The organism is Faecalibacterium sp. HTF-F, assembly GCF_023347535.1.
Lineage (GTDB): Bacteria > Bacillota > Clostridia > Oscillospirales > Ruminococcaceae > Faecalibacterium > Faecalibacterium wellingii.
The window spans coordinates 1,399,485-1,421,088 of record NZ_CP094473.1 but is presented as its reverse complement, the minus strand read 5'-3'; the positions used below and the strand labels follow the sequence as shown (position 1 = coordinate 1,421,088).

Genomic DNA, 21,604 nt, shown 5'->3' with positions numbered 1-21,604 from the left:
TACTGCAAAGAAAGTGGCCTACCGCTCCTTCCCTCAGTGGGAGATCATGGCGTTTGTCGCTTTCTGCTTAGAAGAGTTTGCTTTCGCTCTGCAAGAAAAGTATAACAGAGAAACTCATAGTCGAACAGGAACTGTGAGTTCCTAATTTTCAGTGAAAGTAGGAAGCATCGTTCCCATTTCTTGTTGCATCGCTATTCTTTCTTTGCGGAAAATCATTAAGATGCTGTATCTCTGCAATTATCATAGCACCTGAAATCACTAAAGTCGTGGGCTTCGCAGGCCTATTATTGGCCCCTAGGTGAACCCGTTTTGATTACTTTTTCCTGATTTTGGTATAAGGTTTAGCAGGAGCTTCTTTCATTTCAACAGCTTGGCGTGGGAGAACGCAGCAGTGGAGCTGCTGGATCTGCCGCCGTTTTGCGCCAGATAATACCTAGTAGGATATGACGCACAGCATCATATCACTGGGGCAAAGAACTGCGTCCTCTGCACTCCTGCACCGGGCAAGCTGTCCAGAAGAACAGCTCGTCCGGCTTCAATATGTATCGAGAACCAGCGTATTCGCCAGTCCTCTCAATTGCAGATCAGCACACTGGTCTGCTTAATATGTTAAGGTCTCCCATATTCGCCCTCGGCACCCTAGGAGTGGGGAATCGTCCGGCGGCGGGCTTGCACCGCACCATTGGCATTTCAGCCACCCCGCCTTCGTTATGGCCGGGCTGCGAATTACAGAAGTACCTTTTGTGAAGTACCGGACGATTGAACTATTCTGTTTTCAAGGAGCAGATTTTTATAGAAAATCCTCGGAATTTAGGGCTTCCGAAAAATTATCCCTCTACTTGGTAGGCATCGAAAAAGGGCTTTTTGTTACCCGAAAAAGAAATTTGTTAAAAAGTTCTTAGAAAATATAGTTGAAGCAAGCGCCGAGTTAAAATATCGTTGGTTGGTCGAGTGACCATTGAAAACCGGCAATTCGCCACGACGGAAGTATTCAAGGCTGAAGCAACCTTGAAAAAGATGCTCTCACTTGGTAGGCATCGAGAAAGGTCACTTGACACCCATTGACAGCTCTTTGTAATAAAGTTGTCATAAGTACCCACTTTGAAAAAGTCCTCTCAATAGGTAGCCGGCGAGAAAGGCCAAAAAATAACCATTTCAACAAATTTCCATAAAAGTTGCGCGAATAGCACAAAAAAGGCAGCCATCTGCACCCATGCAGACAGCCGCCTTTGGTTTTTGTATTCTATTTGTCAGTCTCTGAAAATCTTATCTAGTTCCCTTTCCATGGTGCCCGCCTTGGCAAATTCCAGCGTATCCGCCTGACGGATATGGTGGGCGGTGATGCCGTGACCCTTTGCAAAGCCCAGAATGTAGCTGATGGCAATACGGTAGATGATCTCGGTCGGAGCAAGGCCATAGACCTGCTTGGCAAAGATATGTTCCAGCCGGGCGTTATCGTCCGGGAAGGCTTGCCGCATCTTCTCGCTGCGGTAAAGGCGCTTGACGATTTCCGTAATGTACAGGCCGGACTTCATGTAGGGGTCCAGGAAGGTCTTGCCGGGGTCATCGAAGCAGCCGGGGTTTTCCTGTTCCAGCAAGTCCACCATCTTTTTCACCACCCACTTGGGGGTGAAGATCTGGTTGGTTTTCTGGGGCGGGATGTAATCGAAGATATCCTCGGTGCGGCTCTCGTCAAAGTAATCCGCCAGCTTGACCTTCAGGTTCAGAAACTCCTTCACCGAATCGTCAAACACCACTGGGTCGAACAGGTGACCTGCAAAATGCTCCTCCTGTCCGGTAGTCTGGTTGATGTACGGTCCACCGTCCCGCAAAAAGCGGAACTGTTCCAGCGTAATGCTGGTGACCTCCTGAAAGACCTTGTCCGGGATGATCCGGTCAAAGTTTGCCAGTGTCACGGTCTCGTCGCCGTAGGCCATGAGGAAGGACGGGATGGTGCGGGAGAAGCCCCGGAGATGGTCACGGACGGTGTCCTCGTAGCCCTTTTTCTCCTGCTCCTTCTGGTTGGTCTCCACGGTGCGCACGATGGTCTGCTGCATCTCCTGCGCCGTCTGCTGGATGGTGGTTTGCAGCGTCTCCATGAGGGCGGCGGTGCTCTGCTGCTGCTTTGCGTCAAACTCCCGGTTCACCTGCTGGCGCTGCTGGGCGGTGGTGCAGTTCTGTAACTGCTGGGTACGCTGGGTCTCCAACTGGCTCTGGTCGATGCGGTAGTTGTCCACCACCTTGTTCACCGCCACGTCCATCTTGGCTTTGGCGGCGCTCTCAAACCGCTTCTGGTCGGACAGCTTCAGGTCGCGGCCATACTCCTGCTTTGCCTGCTCCACCATGGGGGTGATGATCTCCTTGGTGATGCTCTTTTTCAGGGGTTCCAGATGCTCTTCTTTGGCAGGAGCCGGGGCATCGGTCAGGTCTTGCAGGGCGGTGTCCAGCGCCGGGGTGCTTTCGTAGATCTTCGCCCCGAACACATCCGCTGCCTTGCCGATGACGTAACCCTCGTCCAGGTCTACCTCGCCCTTGTCGTTCAGGGAGAGGTCTGCGCCGGTGTCCGGGGTGATCTGGATGGGCTTTGCCTTGGCTTCGCTGATAGGCTGGAAGTTTTGCAGAATGTCCAGCACCTCCTGCGGGGCACTGAACACGTTGGAAATGTTCTGGAACAGGAAATTGCTCTGGAAACCCATCCGCACCACTTCTTTGGACTTGATCTTCCGGGGGATGCTGAGGACTTTTTCTGCATCCAGCGGGATCATCTCCCCTTCCTCGTCCTCGCCGATGACCGGGAAGAAGTTGAGCAGATTCTGGATGTGCGCCTTGCGCTCCTCGGTGTCGCCCTTGCCGCTGGCGGTGTCCTGAGAAAGATCGTTGGCGAACTGCTCGTAGATCAGCAGGGTGCGGGCGGGGTCAAAATCGAACACATAGGCGTTCTCTTTGCGGCGGAAAGTGCCATTTTCGTGGAAAAGGCAGGGGTTCTGGGCACGGAACGCCGCCTGCATATACAGCGCTGGGCTTTTCAGGTTGGAGAGCATCAGCACCGCCGACCACTCCGGGATAGTCACACCGGTTGTCAGCTGCCCCACCGACAGGGTGATGGTCTTTTCGTGGTGTGCGATGGCGGCTTTTACCCGGTCAAAACTCTTCTGGTTCTCGTCCGTGTCGTCCAACTTGCCGTCACCGGCGGCAAGGATCACCTCATAGTCCCGGAATACCGGGTGCGCCTGCAGCTTTTTCGCCAGCGCTCTGGCGCTGTCCACCCGGTTCAGCAGCCAGAAGGTGTGCTTCAGTTCGGCACGCAGCTCCGGGGTGGAAAACGGAAATTTGTTCTGGGTGGTCATGGCATCCAGAAAGCGGTCCACCTCGGCCTCATGCTCAAAGCTGCCGCTGGGCTTCACCTTGAAGAACTCGTTCAGGTCAAAGGCAAATTCCTGCGTTTCGCCGTCGATCTCCACGCCCCGCTGGATCTCGTCCCGGATGATCTCGGACATCTGGTAGGTGTAGAGGTTGAGCATGGGGAGGTTTGCGTAGGGGTTCTGCTGCCCCGGTGCGCCCTGCCAGTTCCGCTTGGCGGCCTGCTCGTCGGCGTAGGTCCAGTTGAAGATGGCATCCCCGGCAAACTTATCGTTTGCCAGTGCCTTGAAGGGCGTACCGGACAGGTGCAGCGTGAACTTGCGGCGGATGCGGTCAAAGGCAAGGTCGGTCTTGTAGGTGTCCACGCCCTCGTGGGCTTCGTCGATGACCAGCACATCCCAGTTCAACTCGGTCAGGTGGCGCAGCTTGTCGTACTCGCCGCCGAAATACTTGGAGCCTTTCATGTCCTGCAGGCTGACGAACTCAATGCGCTTATACAGCTCCTCGCCCTGTGCGGCGGCATCCAGATAGCCCTGCTCGTCCAGCACATGGGGCTGCCCGGCAAGAGCATCCACATGGCTGACAAACAGATAGCCGGACTCCCTGCCCAGAAAGCGCACATAGTCGCTGTACCAGCTATTGGCGATGGCTGGGCGGTTGGTGACGATGAGCACCGTCTGTGCATCCACCTGCTTGCAGAAATCGTAGACGGAAAGGGTCTTGCCAAAGCGGGGCTTGGCGTTCCAGAGGTATTCCCCGCCGGGGTGGCTCTGGTAATAGATTTTGGTGTCGTGGACAGCCCTTGCCTGCTCCTCCCGCAGGGTGTAGGCGATGGCGGCATCCAGCTGCACCCGGCCCCGGTTCATGCGGAAATCCTGAAAATACCGCCGGGACTGCTGCCCATCCAGATGGAACCACTCGTTTTTGCGGTCGTTCTCCACGTTCAGCTTGCGGAGGTAGGCGTGGAAATCGTGGTCGGTGAACACCTCGCCGCTGCCGTCATCGTAGACGGCATTGCCCCGCCACTCCTCGTGGAACAGCACATCGGCGGTGTGGGTCTGCTGTTTCAGGCGTTTGTCCACCGATTGCTCGGTGTAGCCGATCTTCGTCCAGCCGTTGTGCCGGGCAATTTCCGGGGTGGTATAGGCGTAGATCATGGGCACCACCTGCCGGGCAGTGCGCAGGGTTATGCCAGCCATTATGCCATCTCCTTTACATGGGTCTCGATAAATTCGATCTCGTCTGCAGTCAGGTCATACTTGCGGTAAAGCTGCTGGTCGATCTCCGCCACCGACTTGCTCCAATCAATGTCGGAATGGGCAGTAAAGTCTTGAAGGGGGACGTATTTCCATTTATCAGCATTATTATCCTGAGTTACTTTCAAAACTCCCAAAAGTGCTCTTGCAAACTTTGTTTTCACATATTTCATTTCAGCTTTTGCTTCTACCTCGGTCATAAAGCTGCCAATGCCGAGAAATGTATGCGTAAACCCTGAACGTTTCGGCAAAATCTCTGGATTTGTCAATGTATCGCCGAATGTTCCGTTTCCATCAGCTTTTGGAAGAATCAATTTGTAGCGTTCAATATTTGTATCCGTCAAATCAACATAGCGTGCACTAATATAGCGATGCTGTCGTTTTCCTTTTACTATGCCATAAACTGAAATGTCATTTTCTTCTTCGACCTCATGAAAACAATCAAAGGTCAAAACATTACTAGACATTCTTCTCTCATGTCCAGCGTATATCGGGAAGTCGTCAAATAGTGTGTTCGTATTAAACTTTGATGCTACGAACATGATATCTGCCAGACTGTTTCCTTTGACGATTTTATTTTTAACCTTTCGCAAGATTAGATTCAGTTCAGGAAAAATCGTAAATGTACCTATTGCCCCATAAGATTGTTTCTCGTCACGATATGTAATTGCAACGCCGCCTTTAATATCCGTATTTGGAAAGACTTTTTCACCGTCTTTTTCATAGTACAAAACCTTCAGGTGCTCATCATTGAGCATCTGTTCATTCCATTGCTTTGGTGTTCGACCTGCATTGAATAAAAACCGAGCTGGGGTAATCAGCATCACCGAACTTCCCACTTTATAGGAAGCATCCATAAAATTATTATATACTGGAAGTGCTGTTGTACTCGTTCCTTGACGTTCATCCTGATACGGCGGGTTTCCGATAACATAATCAAACTTCATGCTGGTACTCCCTTCCTGAATGGTTTCAAAGTTCTGGGCGGTTCCATGGCTGCCCTTGCGCCAGTTTTTCACTTTACAGGACACCGTTGGCGGCTGCGGCTCTGCCGCCCCGAACATGGAAAAGAGGTCAAGCTGTTCTGTCTCCGGCTGGGGCTTGCCGCCGGGCACAGACAGGTGCAAGCCGTCCATTTGCCACAGGTTCCAGCTGATGATGTTGGCGATGGGTTGCAGTTCCTCTTTTGTGGGTTTGCGCTGCCACCGGGCTTGCAGATGCTCTGCATAGGTCAGCAGCAGGTTGACCCGCGCCAGCAAAAGATTATCTCCCTGATACTCATAGCCGTAGGTAGACTGCACCGCATGGGTGGCATATTTGCGCCACTCGTCCTCTGTGGCGGCGTTCTCGCTTACCACCCGCAACTTGCGGTCCAAAATGCCAATGCGCCGGGCTACCGGGATCATCTCGCCGGTGGCGGCATCGTACCGGGACACCAGAAAGGGGGCTTCGCCGCAGGTCACCTCCAAGCGGCGGCTCTGCACATACTGCACCCATGCCGGGGTCCTGTCCTTGCAAACCGGAAACTGCACCGGCGTTTCTACCGTCTGCCAGCCTTGGGGCAGCTCCACCGTGAACTGCCCGGCGCTCTCCTCTGCCCCCAGCCCACGGAACCAGTCGGCGTCCAGTGCGTTGTTCATCTTGTTGCAGACCCATGCGGGCGAGAATACTTCGCCCTTTTTGCGGGTGCGCTGCTGCTGGGTGTCGGTCTGCTTCATCATCCGGGGCAGCACCACCTCGTAGTGGGTCAGCCCGAGCTGCTGGGTGGTGATCTGCGATCTATCCGTGACAGGTTCGTACATCACCGTTTGCAGTTCCTCCGGCGGGTCGGTGGCCCAGATGATGTTTTTACTGGTGGAGCGGTCTTTTAGAAGTGTATCCAGCACCGCCTGCACTTCCGGTGCGTGAAAGTCGATCAGTTGTTCCAACGGGGATTCCCTCGCTTTGCCTTAGCGTTGCGGCGGAAGTAGCATCATTTCACTAGTTTCGCCCTATACTAGTATTATACTGCTACTTTTGTTCATGTCTAGCATATTTACACCACTTTTTATAGAAAGTAGTAGTGCCACATATACTAGTAGGTAAAGAAGGGTGGGAAAACTATGTTCGGGGAACGGCTAGCTGAACTTCGCAAGTTAAATGATGACACGCAGCAAATCCTTGCAGATAAGATTGGCTTTTCGGTCTGGGCTGTCCGTGCATGGGAGCAGGAAAAGAACTTGCCTCCTAGTGACGCGCTGCTTGCCATCTGCAAGCTCTACGGCACCTCCGCCGACTACCTACTGGGTCTGACCGACATCGACCCCTCGGACGAGGCTCGCAAACAGCGCCAGCGCCTGACCGAAGAAGAACAAAACGAGATGCACCGCTACGAAGAATATTTGCTCTGGAAACGCAAAAAATAAGCCGCCCAGCGAGACCGTAAAGGTCGCTGGGCGGCTTATTTGCCCTCTTGACAAATACGTAAAATACGTATTTGATACAATAAATGAGGTCACATTATGAATGCTATTTTCTATCCCGCAATTTTTCACCCGGAAGAAACCGGGTACTCTGTTGATATCCCCGATATTGAGGGCTGCTTCACCCAAGGCGATACCATGGACGAAGCCGTCCGCATGGCACAGGATGCCATCGGCCTTATGCTGGAAGATTGCAAAGTCTGCCCGGAGCCTTCTGTCCCTTCTGCGCTCCATGTTGACCCGGAAGATTTTGTGGTGATGGTGCCTTTCGATATGGAAGAGTACGAAAAGCGGTACAGACCCGTAAAGAAACCCCTTTCCATTCCCGGCTGGCTCAACGATGCCGCCGAATCGGCACATATCAACTTTTCCGGCGTCCTTCAGGATGCGCTGAAAGAGAAACTCCATCTGGCGTAAGTATAGTTATAAGTACAGCAACAGCCGCCCAGCAGTTGACCGCTATGGTCTTGCTGGGCGGCTGTTTGCCGTCTATTATCTGTTAGTTCACGTTGTCTTTTTCTCCGGATTCAACTCTTTGCGAATTTCATCCAAACTCATATTTTTATATAAAATTGCATTCAATCGTTTTTCTTGAATGCTCAAAAACACATTTCGCACCAAGAGCAGTTCTTTATACTCTTTATAGTATTTTTTTATATAGTCATTGTCTGCAATTTCATCTTGTTCCTTCCACCTTTCAAAGAAATGGCATAGGTCTTCAGCATGGTTTGCTGCATTTGATATTCCAGTAAAGCAACTTCGAGCAACATCATCAGGGTCATTTTGAACAATTCTTTGTAATTGCGCATAAAGGCGATTTATTAAAGCAATATGGTTTCGTGTTTTTCCTAAAATAGTATCTTCATCGCCTTTAGATTCTATAAAAAATCCACTTATGGTTGCAAACTCACACGCATCGCAAAAATCATCCCAACAAATCTGAGCTTCCTGCAATTTTCGAGTTTCATTTTCTATAATTTTGTCTATTATGTTTAGTTCATTTGCCTGAATCGTTAGTTTTTCCAGTCTCTCCTGCGATTTATCATTTTCCTCTTTGAATCTCTGATTTTGCCACATAGCTAATAGTCCAAGTGATACACCAGACGCATATGTAAGAATGTCGCCTGCCGACCATTTGGCTTCTAGCCAGCTAACCGGTGCTTTTATTGAAAAAAGGATATGAATAAGTACTGCAAATATAACACTTATTACCATCCACAACCCAAAGCTATTTTGTTTAAGTCTCTTCACCATCTTGTCCTTTCCTATATAAAAGTATTTCAAGAGCATTTATGCAACCCCCCTCTTATGCTTGCATAGCATGATACTGCTCGTCAATTTCCTTCATGTTGTAGTCCATCAGGCCGGGAATCCCCATTTCGCCGCCGCATTCGTTGCAGAAGTCCCTCTGATTTTCCATGGCGGCACGCTCCCTTCCGGTTTTACGTTCTTTTTTATTATTGTATCCCTACCTTTGTTTTTCGTCAACAATAAAGCCGCTGATAGTCTGCCGCTCGCAGAATCCATCAGTGGGTTTCATGAGTCTTCAAATCCCCTAGACACAAAAATCGGCACCCGCTTTTCAGCGAGTGCCGATTTTGTTACCCTATAGTGCGCTTTGATTTTTGGCGTAAGTGGCGTAAGTTTGGCGTAAATCCGCTTTTGCGTGCTCCAAAAATCAAGGATTCATGCGGTTTTTAGGCAGTTATTAGTACATGCCGCCCATGCCGCCCATATCACCGGCAGGTGCTGCGGGTGCCGGAGGTTCCGGCAGATCTGCAACCAGGCTCTCGGTGGTCAGGACCATTTCTGCAACAGATGCTGCATTTTCCAGAGCAGAACGAGTGACCTTGGTGGGGTCAACGATACCGGCAGCGATCATATCGTCCACAAAGACCTCATTCTGCGCATCGAAGCCGTAGTTAGGCTTATTGGCAGAAATAATCTTGTCGATGATGACACTGCCTTCCAGACCGGCATTCTTAGCGATCTGGCGCAGAGGAGCTTCCAGAGCCTTCAGGACGATCTTGGCACCGGTGCGCTCGTCGCCTTCCAGCGTGTCGCACAGCTCACGCACAGCGGGAATCGCATTGATGGGAGCAGTACCGCCGCCGGCAACGACGCCTTCCTGAACAGCAGCCTTGGTTGCGTTCAAAGCATCCTCAATGCGCAGCTTCTTGTCCTTCATCTCAACTTCGGTGGCAGCACCGACCTTGATGACGGCTACGCCGCCAGCCAGCTTTGCCAGACGCTCCTGCAGCTTCTCACGGTCGAAATCGCTGGTAGCGACCTCAATCTGGCTGCGGATCTGAGAAATACGGGCTGCGATCGCATCCTTGTCACCTGCGCCGCCCACGATAGTGGTGTTCTCCTTGGTGACCTTGACCTGACGTGCATGGCCCAGCATCTGGACGGTAGCGTCCTTCAGCTCATAGCCCAGATCGGAGGAGACTACGGTGCCGCCAGTCAGAATGGCGATATCCTGCAGCATTTCCTTGCGGCGGTCGCCAAAGCCGGGAGCCTTGACAGCGGCCACGTTCAGGGTGCCGCGCAGGCGGTTGACGATCAGGGTGGACAAAGCCTCGCCCTCGATATCCTCAGCCACGATCAGCAGCTTCATACCATTCTGCATGACCTGCTCCAGCAGGGGAACCAGATCCTGAATCACGCTGATCTTCTTATCGGTGATCAGGATGGCGGCGTTGTCCAGAACAGCCTCCATCTTATCGGTATCGGTGACCATATACGGGGTCAGATAGCCGCGGTCAAACTGCATGCCTTCCACGATCTCGTTGTAGGTCTCAGCAGTGGTCTTGTTCTCCTCGATGGTGATGACGCCGTCAGAGGTAACTTTTTCCATTGCCTCAGCGATCAGGCGGCCGATCTCGGGATCACCGGCAGAAATGGTGCCGACGCGGGCGATATCGTTGCTGTCCTTCACCTTCTGGCTGTGTGCCTTGATGGTCTCAACAGCCTTGGCAACAGCCTTGCTCATGCCGCGGCGGATATCCATGGGGTTTGCACCGGCGGTGACATTCTTCATGCCCTCGGTAACCATAGCCTGTGCCAGAACGGTTGCAGTGGTGGTGCCGTCGCCTGCTGCATCGTTGGTCTTGGTGGCAACTTCACGCACCAGCTGTGCGCCCATGTTCTCAAACTCGTCCTTCAGCTCGATCTCCTTGGCAATGGTCACGCCATCGTTGGTGATGACCGGTGCGCCAAACTTTTTACCCAGCACCACATTGCGGCCCTTGGGGCCCAGGGTGATCTTAACGGTATTTGCCAGGGTGTCGATACCGGCACACAGTGCCTTGCGGGCGTCCTCGCCCTGCTTGATCTGCTTAGCCATAATCTAATCGCTCCTTTAAAGCTCAATTTCTTAATACAGAGGGGGCTGTGCTCAGTCCTCAACGACTGCCAGGATATCACCCTGACGGACGATGGTGCACTCCTCACCGTCCACCTTGACCTCGGTGCCGGAATACTTGCTGGTGAGGACCTTGTCGCCGACCTTAACGGTCATCTTGACTTCCTTGCCGTCCACAATGCCGCCGGGGCCTACAGCAATGACCTCAGCCACCTGAGGCTTCTCCTTGGCACTGCCGGTCAGGATCAGGCCGCCCTTGGTGGTCTCCTCGACCTCAACAGTCTTGATAACAACACGGTCTGCAAGAGGAATGATCTTCATAGTTCTTGCCCTCCTATAATAAAATATAATTTAAACTTTGCCATGAACCGGAAGCCTCGCGTGCGCCCTTCCGGTTGTTTAGCACTCCTTTTCTCTGAGTGCTAAGAGTATTGTACTCATCTTGACCCGAAAAATCAAGGCTTTTTTTGCAATTCTTTATTAACAATTTGTGACAGCTCGTCCAATCAACGTATCATCAGCAAAACCTGATTCAAAACCTTCCGGATTTCCTTTCTTTTTTCTGCAAAACAAAGGGTCGGAAACCCTGTTTTAAGGCTTCCGACCCTTTGACTGCTCAGGAGATCCTGAAGGCTGAATTTTTTCGCGTCTGGTCAGGTCGCACTCTGTTCGGACCGCTGCGCTGCAAAGCGCTCAAAAGCAGGCTTTGGCAGCAGAATACGGCCAGCCAGCGGCTGTACCTGCACAGTGATCTGCTCCTTGGGCACACACTCACCGTCTGCCGTAGCAACGATAGGCCCGCGGCCATCCACGGCGCGCAGAGAGACCTGCTTTGCCCGCCGGTAGATAAAGTACGGTTCTGCCGCCCTGACCAGCTGACCATTCCGGAAGTGCCCTCCGTTTTTGTACATTCCCAGAAGTTTTGCGATGGTCAAACGGCTCACCTTGCGGATGATATACACATCCAGCCAGCCGTCGTCCGGCTGGGCTTCCGGCGCTGCACGGAAACCACCGCCATAGGTGCGGCCATTGCAGACGGCACACATAAGGCAGTCCACTGTCAGAGTCTCGCCGTCAATGGTGTACTCTACTCTTCGGCCAATATGCCCGCACAGCTGTTCTACGATGGAAAGCGCATAGGCCGCTTCGCCGCCGCACAGCGGGATGCGCCGGAACTTCGGGATGCCGTAGGCGACCTGCGCATCCAGACCGGCAGCGCAGATGGTGGCCGAAAGACCGAGACTGGTCTGCATCAGGTCAATGGCGACCGGCCCGCCTGCAAGCTGGGCGTCCAGATCCAGAAATTCCGCTTTTGTGCCAAAAGTACGCAGGAAATCATTGCCGCTGCCATAGGGCAGGCAGCCCACAGCCGCATTTTCAAACCCATAGACGCCGGTGAGGGCTTCATTGAAGGTGCCATCGCCGCCTGCTGTATAGATGCGGAGCTGCTCCCCTGCCTGCCGGGCCTGTCGGGCTGCGACATTGGCAAGCTCCCGGGCGTGGCCTGCGTGGGCAGTGATCCGAATGGTATATTCTCCCATGGCAAGACCGGCCCGCGCCGCAGCCGCATCGATCTGCCGTGGCAGAGCACGGGTACAGTCTGCCTTGCCGGCAGTGGGGTTCAAAAGAAATAAAGTGCGCATGAACTTCCTCCTGCAATTCTGTTTTTTCAGATACACCCTGATTCTATGATAACAGAAAACCAGCAGGTTGCAAGATGCATTTTTACTTGGCAGGACGGCGGGGAAGCCACTACTGTCCAATTTTTACATGGTTACGGTTTCATCCTCCCGCAGGATGATAGAGCCATCAGACGAGCAGTCCGCTGTCCAGTGCTGGCCGGTACTGGCTGTGCCGGAGGCAATGCGGTCTGCAAGGGCTTGCTCTACTGCCCTGTCCACGGCGCGGCGCAGTTCCCGGGCACCATAGGCTGACCGTGCCTTTGCCGCCAGTGCCCTGCCCACCTGAGGCGTATGGTGCAGCTGATAGCCACTGCCTGCTGCACGCTGTTCCAGCTGGCAGAGCAGTTTTTCCGCAATGGCGCACAGGCTGTCATCTGCCAGCGGACGGAACACGATCATTTCATCCAGACGGCCTGCCAGTTCTGGCCGGAACCACTTTTTCGCTTCCTCAACGGCCTGCGCCGACTGCTTTTCAAATACGGCTTCACTGCCCGCAGCAAAGCCCAGCGGAGCGCTCTGACCTGCCAGAAAGCGCGCGCCAAGGTTGGATGTGAGCAGTACGATGGTGTTGCGGAAATCCGCTTTTCGCCCCATGGCATCGGTGAGCTGCCCATCCTCCAGGATCTGCAGCAGGATGTTCTGGATATCCGGGTGGGCTTTTTCGATCTCATCAAACAGGACCACGCTGTAGGGGCGGCGGCGCACGGCCTCGGTGAGCTGCCCGCCCTCATCATGGCCCAGATAGCCCGGCGGGGCACCCAGCAGCCGGGCAGCGGTGTGCTGCTCCTGATATTCCGACATGTCAAACTTGAGCAGTGCCTTTTCGCTGCCGAACCAGCTGACGGCCAGCGCCCTGGCAAGGGCTGTTTTGCCAACGCCGGTGGGGCCAAGGAACAGCATTGCTCCTATGGGCCTTCCCGGCTCCCCAAGGCCGGTACGGCTGCGGCGGATGGCCCCTGCCACGGCAGCGACTGCGCGGCTCTGCCCGACGATCTCCTCGTTCAGGCGCTGTTCCAGCTTTTCCAGCCGTTCCCGTTCCTGCTCTCCAACGCGCTCTGTGGGCACGCCGCTGGCCTGTGCCACTACATGGGCGATATCATCCGGGGTCAGCACGGGCTGGGGCTGCTTTTCCCGTTCCGCACGGATGCGTGCCGCTGCGCAGGCTTCATCCACAAGGTCGATGGCCTTATCCGGCAGAAAACGCCCCGGCAGATACCGTACCGAGAGTTCCACTGCCGCCTGCAGGGTCTCCTGCGGAAGCTTTACGTTGTGATAGCGTTCGTAGCGCGGGGCCAGACCGCTGAGGATATCGACGGCCTGTGCAGGCGTAGGCTCCTCCACCTGCACCTTGCCGAAACGGCGTTCCAATGCAGCATCCTTCTGGATATGGGTGCGGAATTCCTCGGTGGTAGTGGCACCGATCATCTGCAGCTCTCCGCGTGCCAGCACCGGCTTTAAAATGCTGGCTGCATCAATGGCACCTTCCGCTGCACCGGCACCTACAATGGTATGGAATTCGTCCACGAACAGGATGGCACTGCCGTCCCGGACCAGTTCTTCCAGCAGGTTTTTGAATCGCTCTTCAAAATCGCCGCGGTATTTTGTGCCTGCCACAAGGCTGGCCATATCCAGTGCCAGCAGGCGGCGCCCCTTGAGCGCGCGCGGCACGCGGTCCCCGGCAATGCGCTGGGCAAGGCCCTCTGCCAACGCCGTCTTGCCAACGCCCGGCTCCCCCACCAGACAGGGGTTGTTTTTCTGACGGCGGCATAAGATCTCTACCATGCGGTCCAGCTCCGCCTCCCGGCAGAACACCGGGTCCAGCTCCCGTTCTGCGGCGCGGCGGGTCAGATCACGGCAGTATTTATCACTGGCCCGGCTGCCGCGTGGTGCACCGGCTGCCGCCCGTGTCTGGTACGGCAGAACGAACTGCCCGGACAACTGGCGGCATTCTCTCACAGCCTCTGTGAGCTGCAGCCCCATGGACGCCAGCAGCACGCCTGCCGTGCAGCCATCATCCTCCAGCATCGCGCAGAGCAAGTGTTCCGGTTCAGCACGGTTCAGGTGAGCGTTCTGCGCCCCGATGATAGCATAGTCCATGGTACGCCTGAGATCCGGTGCAAGGTCATGGCGGTCCAGATGCAGAGCCGGGGCGCGGCGGGTCTGAGCCAGTTGACGGCGCACTTCCGGCTCACAGATCTGTTTGCCTGCCAGAAACCGCGCTGCTGCGCCCTGATCCTGCTGCAGGATCGCCAGCAGCAGATGGCTGGTATCTGCCTTTTCGCAGCCCAGGTTCCCGGCAAGCTCCACTGCACTGCGCAGCAATCTGTCCGCCTCGTGCGAAAAGCCTTTGTAACCGCCAAAGCCCATTTTTTCCCAGATGCTCATTTGCCTGCTCCTTGTTGAAAAATTCGTTTGCACAAGAAGTATAGTCCCAAAGCACCGAAAAAAATCAGTCGTTTGTGTCGGGATGGGAAAAGCAAAGAGGAGATACCGGTGTGGCATCTCCTCTTTGGCAGATCATATTCAGTTCATTTCAGCCAGAGCCTTTTTCAGGTTCTTTGCGATCTGATCCGGGCAGCTGGTGCTGCGGAAGCCGCATTTCACATCCTCAAAGCGTTCGATGACCTGTTCGGCCTTCATGCCGCGAACGATGCTGCAGATGCCCTTCAGGTTGCCGTTGCAGCCGCCGATGACTTCCATGCTCTCAATGGTGTGGTCATCGTTCAGTACAAAGTTGGTCTGCTTGGAGCAGGTGCCGCTGTTCGGGAAGCTGAATTCCTTGCTCATAGTTCAAAATCCTCTCTTTTTGACAGACATTCCGACGGTATTCGTCTTCATTTATTATAGGCCGGTCTGTTGGAATGTCAATGTGACCTGCTGCACGGTCATACATCGATTCCACGGCGCTGGTGGGCCAGCTCCAGAATACGGGCGATCTGATCCTCCTCTGTGGTGCAGGTGCCCACCGGGTGCGGCACCTTGTGGTTAGCCCCGTGGAAGTCGGTGCCTCCCGTATGGATGAGACCGTACTGCTCGCACAGCGCCGCACACTCAGCCTTGTCCTCCGGGCTGTTGCGGGGATGCTCCACCTCGATGCCATCGATCATTCCCTCTTTGGCAAGCTGGCGTACCAGCGGCATGCTTTTGTAAACGGTCGGGTGCGCAAACACCACCACCGCACCGGCTGCCTTGGCTGTGGCAAGCACCTCCTGCACCGAAGGATACTTTACCTGATGCAACACCACGCCGCGCGGCTCCCAGCCAAAAAGGTAACTGTACAGCCTGCCATATACGGCATCGCACAGGCCCAGCTGATGCAGTGCCTCCATAATGCCGCTTTTGAACAGTACACCGCTGTCTTTTGCGTATTCCAGTGCCTGTTCCGTGCGGAACTGCGGATACAGCGCTTCGATCTCCTTTGCGCTTTGCAGACCGCACTCGTTGCGGCGCTGGCGCAGGATGTCGCAGTGCTCCCTCAGCTCCCGGCTTTCCGGATCCGGGTAATAGCACAACAGGTGCACTCGGTGATGATGCTCGTGGTCGTAGCCGGTGAGTTCAGCCGCCGGGAGCAGATGCACCCCGTCCTGCACCGGGTGCTCATAGCAGTAATTCACACTGAGCAGGGTATCATGGTCGGAAATGGCCATGGTGTCCAGACCCGCCCGCGCCGCCATGAGCGGCAGACGGTGGATGGGCACCGAGCCATCGGAACAGGTAGAATGATTGTGAAGATCGCCGGGCATAGAAATTGAAACCTCCATGAAAACCCCCTCAGCCGCCTGCGGCGTCAGCTCCCCCGAGGGGGGCTTTTCTTTTGCCAAATGCTTTTTATCCGCAAAAGCTGCCGTGCTCCGTTCTGCTAAAAAGCTCTCCCTTTCGGGAGAGCTGGCATTGCGAAGCAATGACTGAGAGGATCTTTATTAGTTCTTATAGAAATTGATCAGGCAGCCATCTGCCAGGATCTTGCGCTCATCGGCGGTCAGCGGGGCCATGTACAGGCTGAACTCCTTGACGGAATCGCCCAGCACATAGGCCTTGATGTCCTGCAGATCGCCCTTGAGAGCTTCGCAGACGTTGGGGATGAACACATAATCGCCCAGACCGAAGGGCGTTGCGCCCACCAGCTGCAGCGGCAGCATACCCCAGTTGATGAGGTTGGAGCGGTAGCGCTTGGTGGCATATTCGGTGACGATGTTGGCCCCGGCACCCAGCACGCGCTGACAGCTGGCAGCCTGCTCACGGGCAGAACCATCGCCGGGTTTGACGGCAAAGATGGTGGATGCGATCTGCACATCATCCCATGTCAGGGCCTCGCAGCCGGGCACTTTGTGCAGCTGAGCCAGCACCTCAGCGCTGCCCTCGCCTGCACGGCGGGCCTTTTCCTCAGCCTGCACAGCCTTGGCGCGGCCCACGTACTCCGGGTCCTTGCGGCTGAGGGTGAACTCTGCCAGACCCAGCGGATTGGAGCGGAAGGACGAGGTCTCGCCGGAGGGGATGAGCTCGTCCGTGGTGGTAACAGGATCGGTGATGTAGGAAGCCACCTTCAGCAGCAGATTCTCGCCCAGCGGTGCGATCTCGGGCCAGTCCTTGATGTTGGGACCCAGCTTGAGCAGTGCATCGTAATCGCCTTTGCCAAAGCCCTGATACACGCGGGTATTGTAGCTGGAAGGATCGTACTGATACTCAGGCACAGTGGGATCGTAATCAATGTCGGTGGCCGGGGTCAGGATGCCGCCGTTGGCCGTGGTGGCTGCAATGCTGCGGGCATCCATCAGTGCTACGCCGGAAAGCTGGCCGTTGCCAGGCTTGGAGCCCTCACGGCTTGGGAAGTTGCGGGTGGTATGGCGGATGGACAGCGCACCGTTTGCGGGCACATCACCTGCACCGAAGCAGGGACCGCAGAAAGCCGTGCGGATGGTTGCACCGCTTGCCATCAGGTCGCTGATCACGCCGGTGCGCACCAGCTCCATCATGATCGGCTGGCTGCCGGGGTACACGCTGAGTGCGTAGTCGCCGCAGCCGCCGGTATGGCCCTTGAGGATGGAGGCTGCCTCATAAATGCTGTCGTAAAGACCGCCTGCACAGCCTGCAATGACACCCTGATCCACACGCAGCTTTCCGTTCTCGATCTTGCTGCACAGGTCAAGGCTGACGTCCTTGCGGCCGATGAGCTTCTGCACATCCTGTTCGCAGGCGTGGAGAATATCCTCAAGGTTTGCGTTCAGTTCTTCAATGGTGAATGCATTGGAGGGGTGCATGGGCAGTGCGATCATCGGGCGGATCGCAGACAGATCCACTTCCACCACGCCGTCATAGTAGGCCAGATCCGCCGGGGCCAGCTTTTTATAGTCGGCAGCGCGGCCGTGCACAGCAAGGAAGCGATGGGTGGTCTCGTCTGTCTCCCAGATGGAGGACAGGCAGGTGGTCTCGGTGGTCATCGCATCGATGGCATTGCGGGTATCCTGACGCAGGGACGCAATGCCGGGGCCAACGAACTCCATGACCTTGTTCTTGACGTAGCCGCTCTTGAACAGCTTGCCCACCAGTGCGATCGCCACATCGTGGGGGCCGCAGCCTGCGGGCAGAGAGCCGGTGAGGTAGATGGCCACGACGCCCGGGCGGGCAACATCATAGGTGCGGCCCAGCAGCTGCTTTGCCAGCTCGCCGCCGCCCTCGCCAATAGCCATGGTGCCCAAAGCGCCATAGCGGGTGTGGGAGTCGGAGCCCAGGATCATTTTGCCGCAGCCCGCAAACTTTTCGCGCATGTACTGATGGATGACTGCAAGGTGCGGGGGCACAAAGATGCCGCCGTACTTTTTAGCAGCGGACAGTCCAAAGCGGTGGTCATCCTCGTTGATAGTGCCGCCCACAGCGCACAGGCTGTTGTGGCAGTTGGTAAGCACATATGGAATGGGGAATTTCTCCAGACCGGATGCGCGGGCTGTCTGGATAATGCCAACAAAGGTGATGTCATGGCTGGCCATGGCATCAAACTTGATCTTCAGGTTATCGGCATCGCCGCTGGTGTTATGGGCCTGCAGAATGCTGTAAGCCATGGTACCGGTCTTTGCGTTTGCAACGGCTGCTGCATCAAAGCCTTTTGCGGCCAGCGCGGCAGATGCATTGCCGTCTGCCGGCACCCACTCCCCGCGGGCATAGTATGCACCGCCGGTGCTGCACTTGATCATATCCAACATCTCGATTCGCCTCTCTTTTTGATTTTCCCGCCCGCCCTCTGTTGCGGGCACTGCCCCGGCAGAACGGTACACCGTCTGATCTGCCCTATCCTGCCGCACTGCCAAAGCAGGCGGCGACGGCCCCAAAGCCGTGTTTGAATATTATTATAGCATGAAACGCCGGAAAGAAAAAGCACTTTTTTCAAATGAACTGTGAAGGGAGGATGAAGAGACGGACTCTGCGCCATTCTCTCCCCTCATCCGGCACAAAAGAAACAAGCCCGAACTGCTGCAAAACAGCCCCTGCAAAAAATGAGACAGGCTTTCCCGAAAAGGATTGCCTGTCTCGTTGTCAGGTATTTTCATCCCGAAGCATTGCCAGAAATTCTGCCTCGGTCAGAACGGGGATCCCGAGTGTCTGTGCCTTCGTCAGCTTGGAACCCGCCGCAGCACCCGCCACAACGTAAGCCGTCTTTTTGGAGACGGAGCCGCTGGCCTTGCCGCCATTTTTCACGATCAGAGCCTCGGCTTCGTTGCGGGAAAGCGATTCCAGCGTACCCGTGACCACCAGCGTTTTTCCTGCCAGCTTATCGCCTTTCGGTTCGCCCTTCCACTGCATGTTCAAGCCGGCATCTGCCAAGCGGTGCACAAGATCGGTGGTGCCTTCTTTTGCAAAAAATTCTACTACGCTTTGTGCCATCACGCCGCCAAATCCGTCGATCTCGCTGATCTTCTCCACGGTGGCTTCCCGGAGGGCCTGCAATGTTCCAAAATGCTCCGCCAGCAGAGCTGCTGCCTTGTCACCAATGTTGCGGATGCCAAAACCGAACAAAAGCTTATCCAGATTATTCTGCTTGGAGCGTTCAATCGCGCTCAAAAGATTCTCCGCACTTTTCTCCTTGAATTTGTCCAGCGTCAAAAGCTGTTCCCGGGTCAGGGTGTAGATATCCGCAGCAGAATGCACCATATTCTTTTCCACCAGCTGAGTGGCAACAGCCGTACCAAGGCCCTCAATATCCATAGCATCCCGGGATGCAAAGTGGATGATATTGCGCAGAGCCTGTGCCGGACATTCGGGGTTCACACAGCGCAGAGCCGCTTCATCTTCCAGATGAACGACCGGTGCGCCGCAGGAAGGACAGACAGTTGGCATTTCGTAGGGCTGCGCATCCTCTGCATGGCGGGTGACACCGATCACTTCCGGGATGATATCGCCAGCCTTGCGCACCTGAATGGTATCGCCGATGCAAAGACCAAACTGATGGATAAAATCTTCATTGTGCAGCGTTGCGCGGGCAACCGTGGTACCTGCCAGAAATACGGGATCAAAGCAGGCAGTCGGCGTCAGCACACCGGTGCGGCCCACTGCGACCTCAATGCTGCGCAGCGTAGTTTCCTTGACCTCCGGCGGATACTTGAAAGCGATCGCCCAGCGCGGGAATTTGTTGGTGGAGCCCATCAAATCACGTTGTGCAAAGCTGTTCACTTTTATAACAGCACCATCCATATCAAAGTCCAGCTTTGCACGGTTCTGCCCGATCTGCTCGATCTCTGCAATGGCCTGCTCAATATCATGCACCACATGATAACGCGGCGACACCGGCAACCCCAGACTCTTGAGATAGTCCAGACTTTCCGAATGCTTTGTGAGGGTTTTACCGCGGATCTGCTGCACATTAAAAATAAAAATAGAAAGCCCCCGGCTGCCGGTTATTTTGGCATCCTTCTGACGCAGGGAACCGGCAGCAGCATTGCGCGGATTTTTGAAAGGCGCAGCGCCCTGCAGCTCCTGCTCTGCGCAGAGCTTCTGGAACGCTCCGTGCGGCATATACACTTCACCGCGCACTTCCAGAAACTCTGGTGCATTCTTCAATTTTTTGGGAATGCTGCGGATGGCACGGACATTGGCTGTAACGTCTTCGCCTACTACGCCATCGCCGCGGGTGGAGGCACGAACCAGCTCACCATTCTCATATTCCAAGCTGCAGGAAAGACCATCGATCTTGATCTCGACCACATACTCCGGCTCTGCGCCTGCTTCGCGCACACGGCGGTCAAAGTCGCGCAGTTCATCATACGAAAAAGCATCCAGAAGGCTCTCCATTTTGACCGTGTGGGTCACCTTGGGCAGTTTGCTGCTGGCGGTACCGCCCACCTTCTGCGTAGGAGACGACGCCGTTACCAGCTGTGGAAATTGTGCTTCCAGCGCTTTCAGCTCCCGGGTCAGGGCATCATACTCAAAATCTTCCAGTTCCGGCGCATCCTGATCATAATAAAGACGATTATTTTTTTCAATGATCGTTCGCAGCTCTTCCACGCGTTGCTTTGCCTGTTCCAACTCCAAGAAATCCACTCTCCCGCTCTCCGACTTTTCCTGCGCTGCAGTCCAGACTTGTTGGCTGGACGATGCTGCAGCACAGGCTTCATTTTTGTTAGTATACCACATTTTCCCGCCCTCTGCAAAGGAATACGGTTTGTATAGATCATTTATCCACCACAGTTGAAATCGGTTTCATTTTGCCTCTTCAGTTGATTTATAATCAATTCAGAAGAGATACTCTTTGTTGATTATTGCAATTTTAACACATACCACCGTTTTATTTTTGCCACATCTTTCATTGGATTTCCAGCAATTACAAGAGACTTTCTCGGTCAAATCTGCAATGGAGGATGCGAGCACGCTCCTCCGTTCACGCCATAAAAAAAGAGCCGTCCTCCCGATCCCTCGAGAGAACAGCTCCATGGTATTGACTTTATTCCAAGCTTCTGTGCCTTGCGCTTTGATCGTCTGAGCACCTTGTCAGTCTGGTACACAAGCTCCATCCGGTCGCGGTTTTTCGTGTAATTCTCATCGCCTTTACGCTTAAACTCGCTTTCAGCCTTGCGGGTTGCATCCGTGCCCATATAATCAGTATGACGCTTTTTACTAGCACTGTTTTTGTATGTAACACTTGCGGTGTTTCCAGTGCTAACGATTTTGTCAGGTCTCCACCGGTTTTCACGGTGCGATTTTCTCGCCTTGTCCAGCAGGCTCTCTTTCTCATTTGTTGCAGCACCAGCATGGCTGCCCTTGCTCCTCCGGTACGAAGCATACTCTTCTGCCGAGTAAAAGTAGCGGTAAACGTTCTTTCCGCCCCTGTTACCCACCAGCTCGCGAGCATAGTATCGGTGGCCGTCCCGCTCGGCACCTTTCTGGCCGTGCGCAAGGTATTCCCAGTAATCCATTTTGAAAAACTCCTCCTTTTCTTTTTGCGTCTTATGGCTTTGAACTGATTTCTTTCATAGTCTGTTGCTTTTATCC

14 protein-coding genes are annotated in these 21,604 nt (G+C 54.6%); 2 read left to right on the top strand and 12 right to left on the bottom strand.

From position 1 onward, the window contains the following. Positions 1 to 1,250: 1,250 nt before the first annotated feature. Together MTP37_RS06820 and MTP37_RS06815 are read right to left on the bottom strand one after the other, a co-directional pair. Positions 1,251 to 4,559 carry a DEAD/DEAH box helicase family protein gene (locus MTP37_RS06820; protein WP_249236599.1) on the bottom strand — a complete coding sequence of 1,103 codons (3,309 nt, stop codon included), beginning with the start codon at positions 4,557 to 4,559 and terminating at the stop codon, positions 1,251 to 1,253. Then, entirely contained in the window at positions 4,559 to 6,544 is a 1,986-nt protein-coding gene (locus tag MTP37_RS06815; RefSeq protein WP_249236598.1) for an Eco57I restriction-modification methylase domain-containing protein, read from the bottom strand. Before MTP37_RS06815 ends, MTP37_RS06820 begins: the two co-directional genes overlap by 1 nt. Before the next feature lie 174 nt (positions 6,545 to 6,718). Here MTP37_RS06815 and MTP37_RS06810 point away from each other — a divergent pair, with 174 nt between their 5' ends. Together MTP37_RS06810 and MTP37_RS06805 are read left to right on the top strand one after the other, a co-directional pair. Beyond that, the gene (locus tag MTP37_RS06810; protein WP_118657350.1) at positions 6,719 to 7,021 is read left to right on the top strand and encodes a helix-turn-helix domain-containing protein; all 303 of its coding nucleotides are present in this window, start codon (positions 6,719 to 6,721) and stop codon (positions 7,019 to 7,021) included. A 96-nt stretch (positions 7,022 to 7,117) separates the two neighbouring features. After that, positions 7,118 to 7,495 carry a type II toxin-antitoxin system HicB family antitoxin gene (locus MTP37_RS06805; protein WP_249236597.1) on the top strand — a complete coding sequence of 126 codons (378 nt, stop codon included), beginning with the start codon at positions 7,118 to 7,120 and terminating at the stop codon, positions 7,493 to 7,495. 87 nt (positions 7,496 to 7,582) lie between these two features. Here the strand turns inward: MTP37_RS06805 and MTP37_RS06800 are convergent, their stop codons facing one another. The 10 genes from MTP37_RS06800 to MTP37_RS06755 form a co-directional block, all read right to left on the bottom strand. Continuing rightward, a complete protein-coding gene (locus tag MTP37_RS06800; RefSeq protein WP_249236596.1) occupies positions 7,583 to 8,332 on the bottom strand; it encodes a hypothetical protein in 750 nt (249 codons plus the stop codon). 454 nt (positions 8,333 to 8,786) lie between these two features. Beyond that, positions 8,787 to 10,427 carry a chaperonin GroEL gene (gene groL, locus MTP37_RS06795; RefSeq protein ID WP_249236595.1) on the bottom strand — a complete coding sequence of 547 codons (1,641 nt, stop codon included), beginning with the start codon at positions 10,425 to 10,427 and terminating at the stop codon, positions 8,787 to 8,789. 51 nt (positions 10,428 to 10,478) lie between these two features. After that, the gene (locus tag MTP37_RS06790; RefSeq protein WP_249236594.1) at positions 10,479 to 10,766 is read right to left on the bottom strand and encodes a co-chaperone GroES; all 288 of its coding nucleotides are present in this window, start codon (positions 10,764 to 10,766) and stop codon (positions 10,479 to 10,481) included. Positions 10,767 to 11,098: 332 nt separating this feature from the next. Beyond that, positions 11,099 to 12,088 (bottom strand): diacylglycerol/lipid kinase family protein, encoded by a 990-nt coding sequence (locus MTP37_RS06785; protein WP_249236593.1) that lies wholly within the window; start codon positions 12,086 to 12,088, stop codon positions 11,099 to 11,101. A 123-nt stretch (positions 12,089 to 12,211) separates the two neighbouring features. Next, positions 12,212 to 14,512, bottom strand: a complete 2,301-nt coding sequence (locus MTP37_RS06780; protein WP_249236592.1) for an ATP-dependent Clp protease ATP-binding subunit — start codon at positions 14,510 to 14,512, stop codon at positions 12,212 to 12,214. A 138-nt stretch (positions 14,513 to 14,650) separates the two neighbouring features. After that, positions 14,651 to 14,914, bottom strand: a complete 264-nt coding sequence (locus MTP37_RS06775; protein ID WP_249236591.1) for a TIGR03905 family TSCPD domain-containing protein — start codon at positions 14,912 to 14,914, stop codon at positions 14,651 to 14,653. Between the two features lie 98 nt (positions 14,915 to 15,012). After that, positions 15,013 to 15,870, bottom strand: a complete 858-nt coding sequence (locus MTP37_RS06770; protein WP_249236590.1) for a PHP domain-containing protein — start codon at positions 15,868 to 15,870, stop codon at positions 15,013 to 15,015. Positions 15,871 to 16,047: 177 nt separating this feature from the next. Next, positions 16,048 to 18,315 carry a hydratase gene (locus tag MTP37_RS06765; protein WP_396344397.1) on the bottom strand — a complete coding sequence of 756 codons (2,268 nt, stop codon included), beginning with the start codon at positions 18,313 to 18,315 and terminating at the stop codon, positions 16,048 to 16,050. Between the two features lie 340 nt (positions 18,316 to 18,655). Then, positions 18,656 to 20,656: an NAD-dependent DNA ligase LigA gene (ligA, locus tag MTP37_RS06760; protein ID WP_249236588.1), complete on the bottom strand. Its 2,001-nt coding sequence runs from the start codon at positions 20,654 to 20,656 to the stop codon at positions 18,656 to 18,658. Between the two features lie 299 nt (positions 20,657 to 20,955). After that, the gene (locus tag MTP37_RS06755; RefSeq protein WP_249236587.1) at positions 20,956 to 21,528 is read right to left on the bottom strand and encodes a hypothetical protein; all 573 of its coding nucleotides are present in this window, start codon (positions 21,526 to 21,528) and stop codon (positions 20,956 to 20,958) included. Positions 21,529 to 21,604 lie beyond the last annotated feature (76 nt).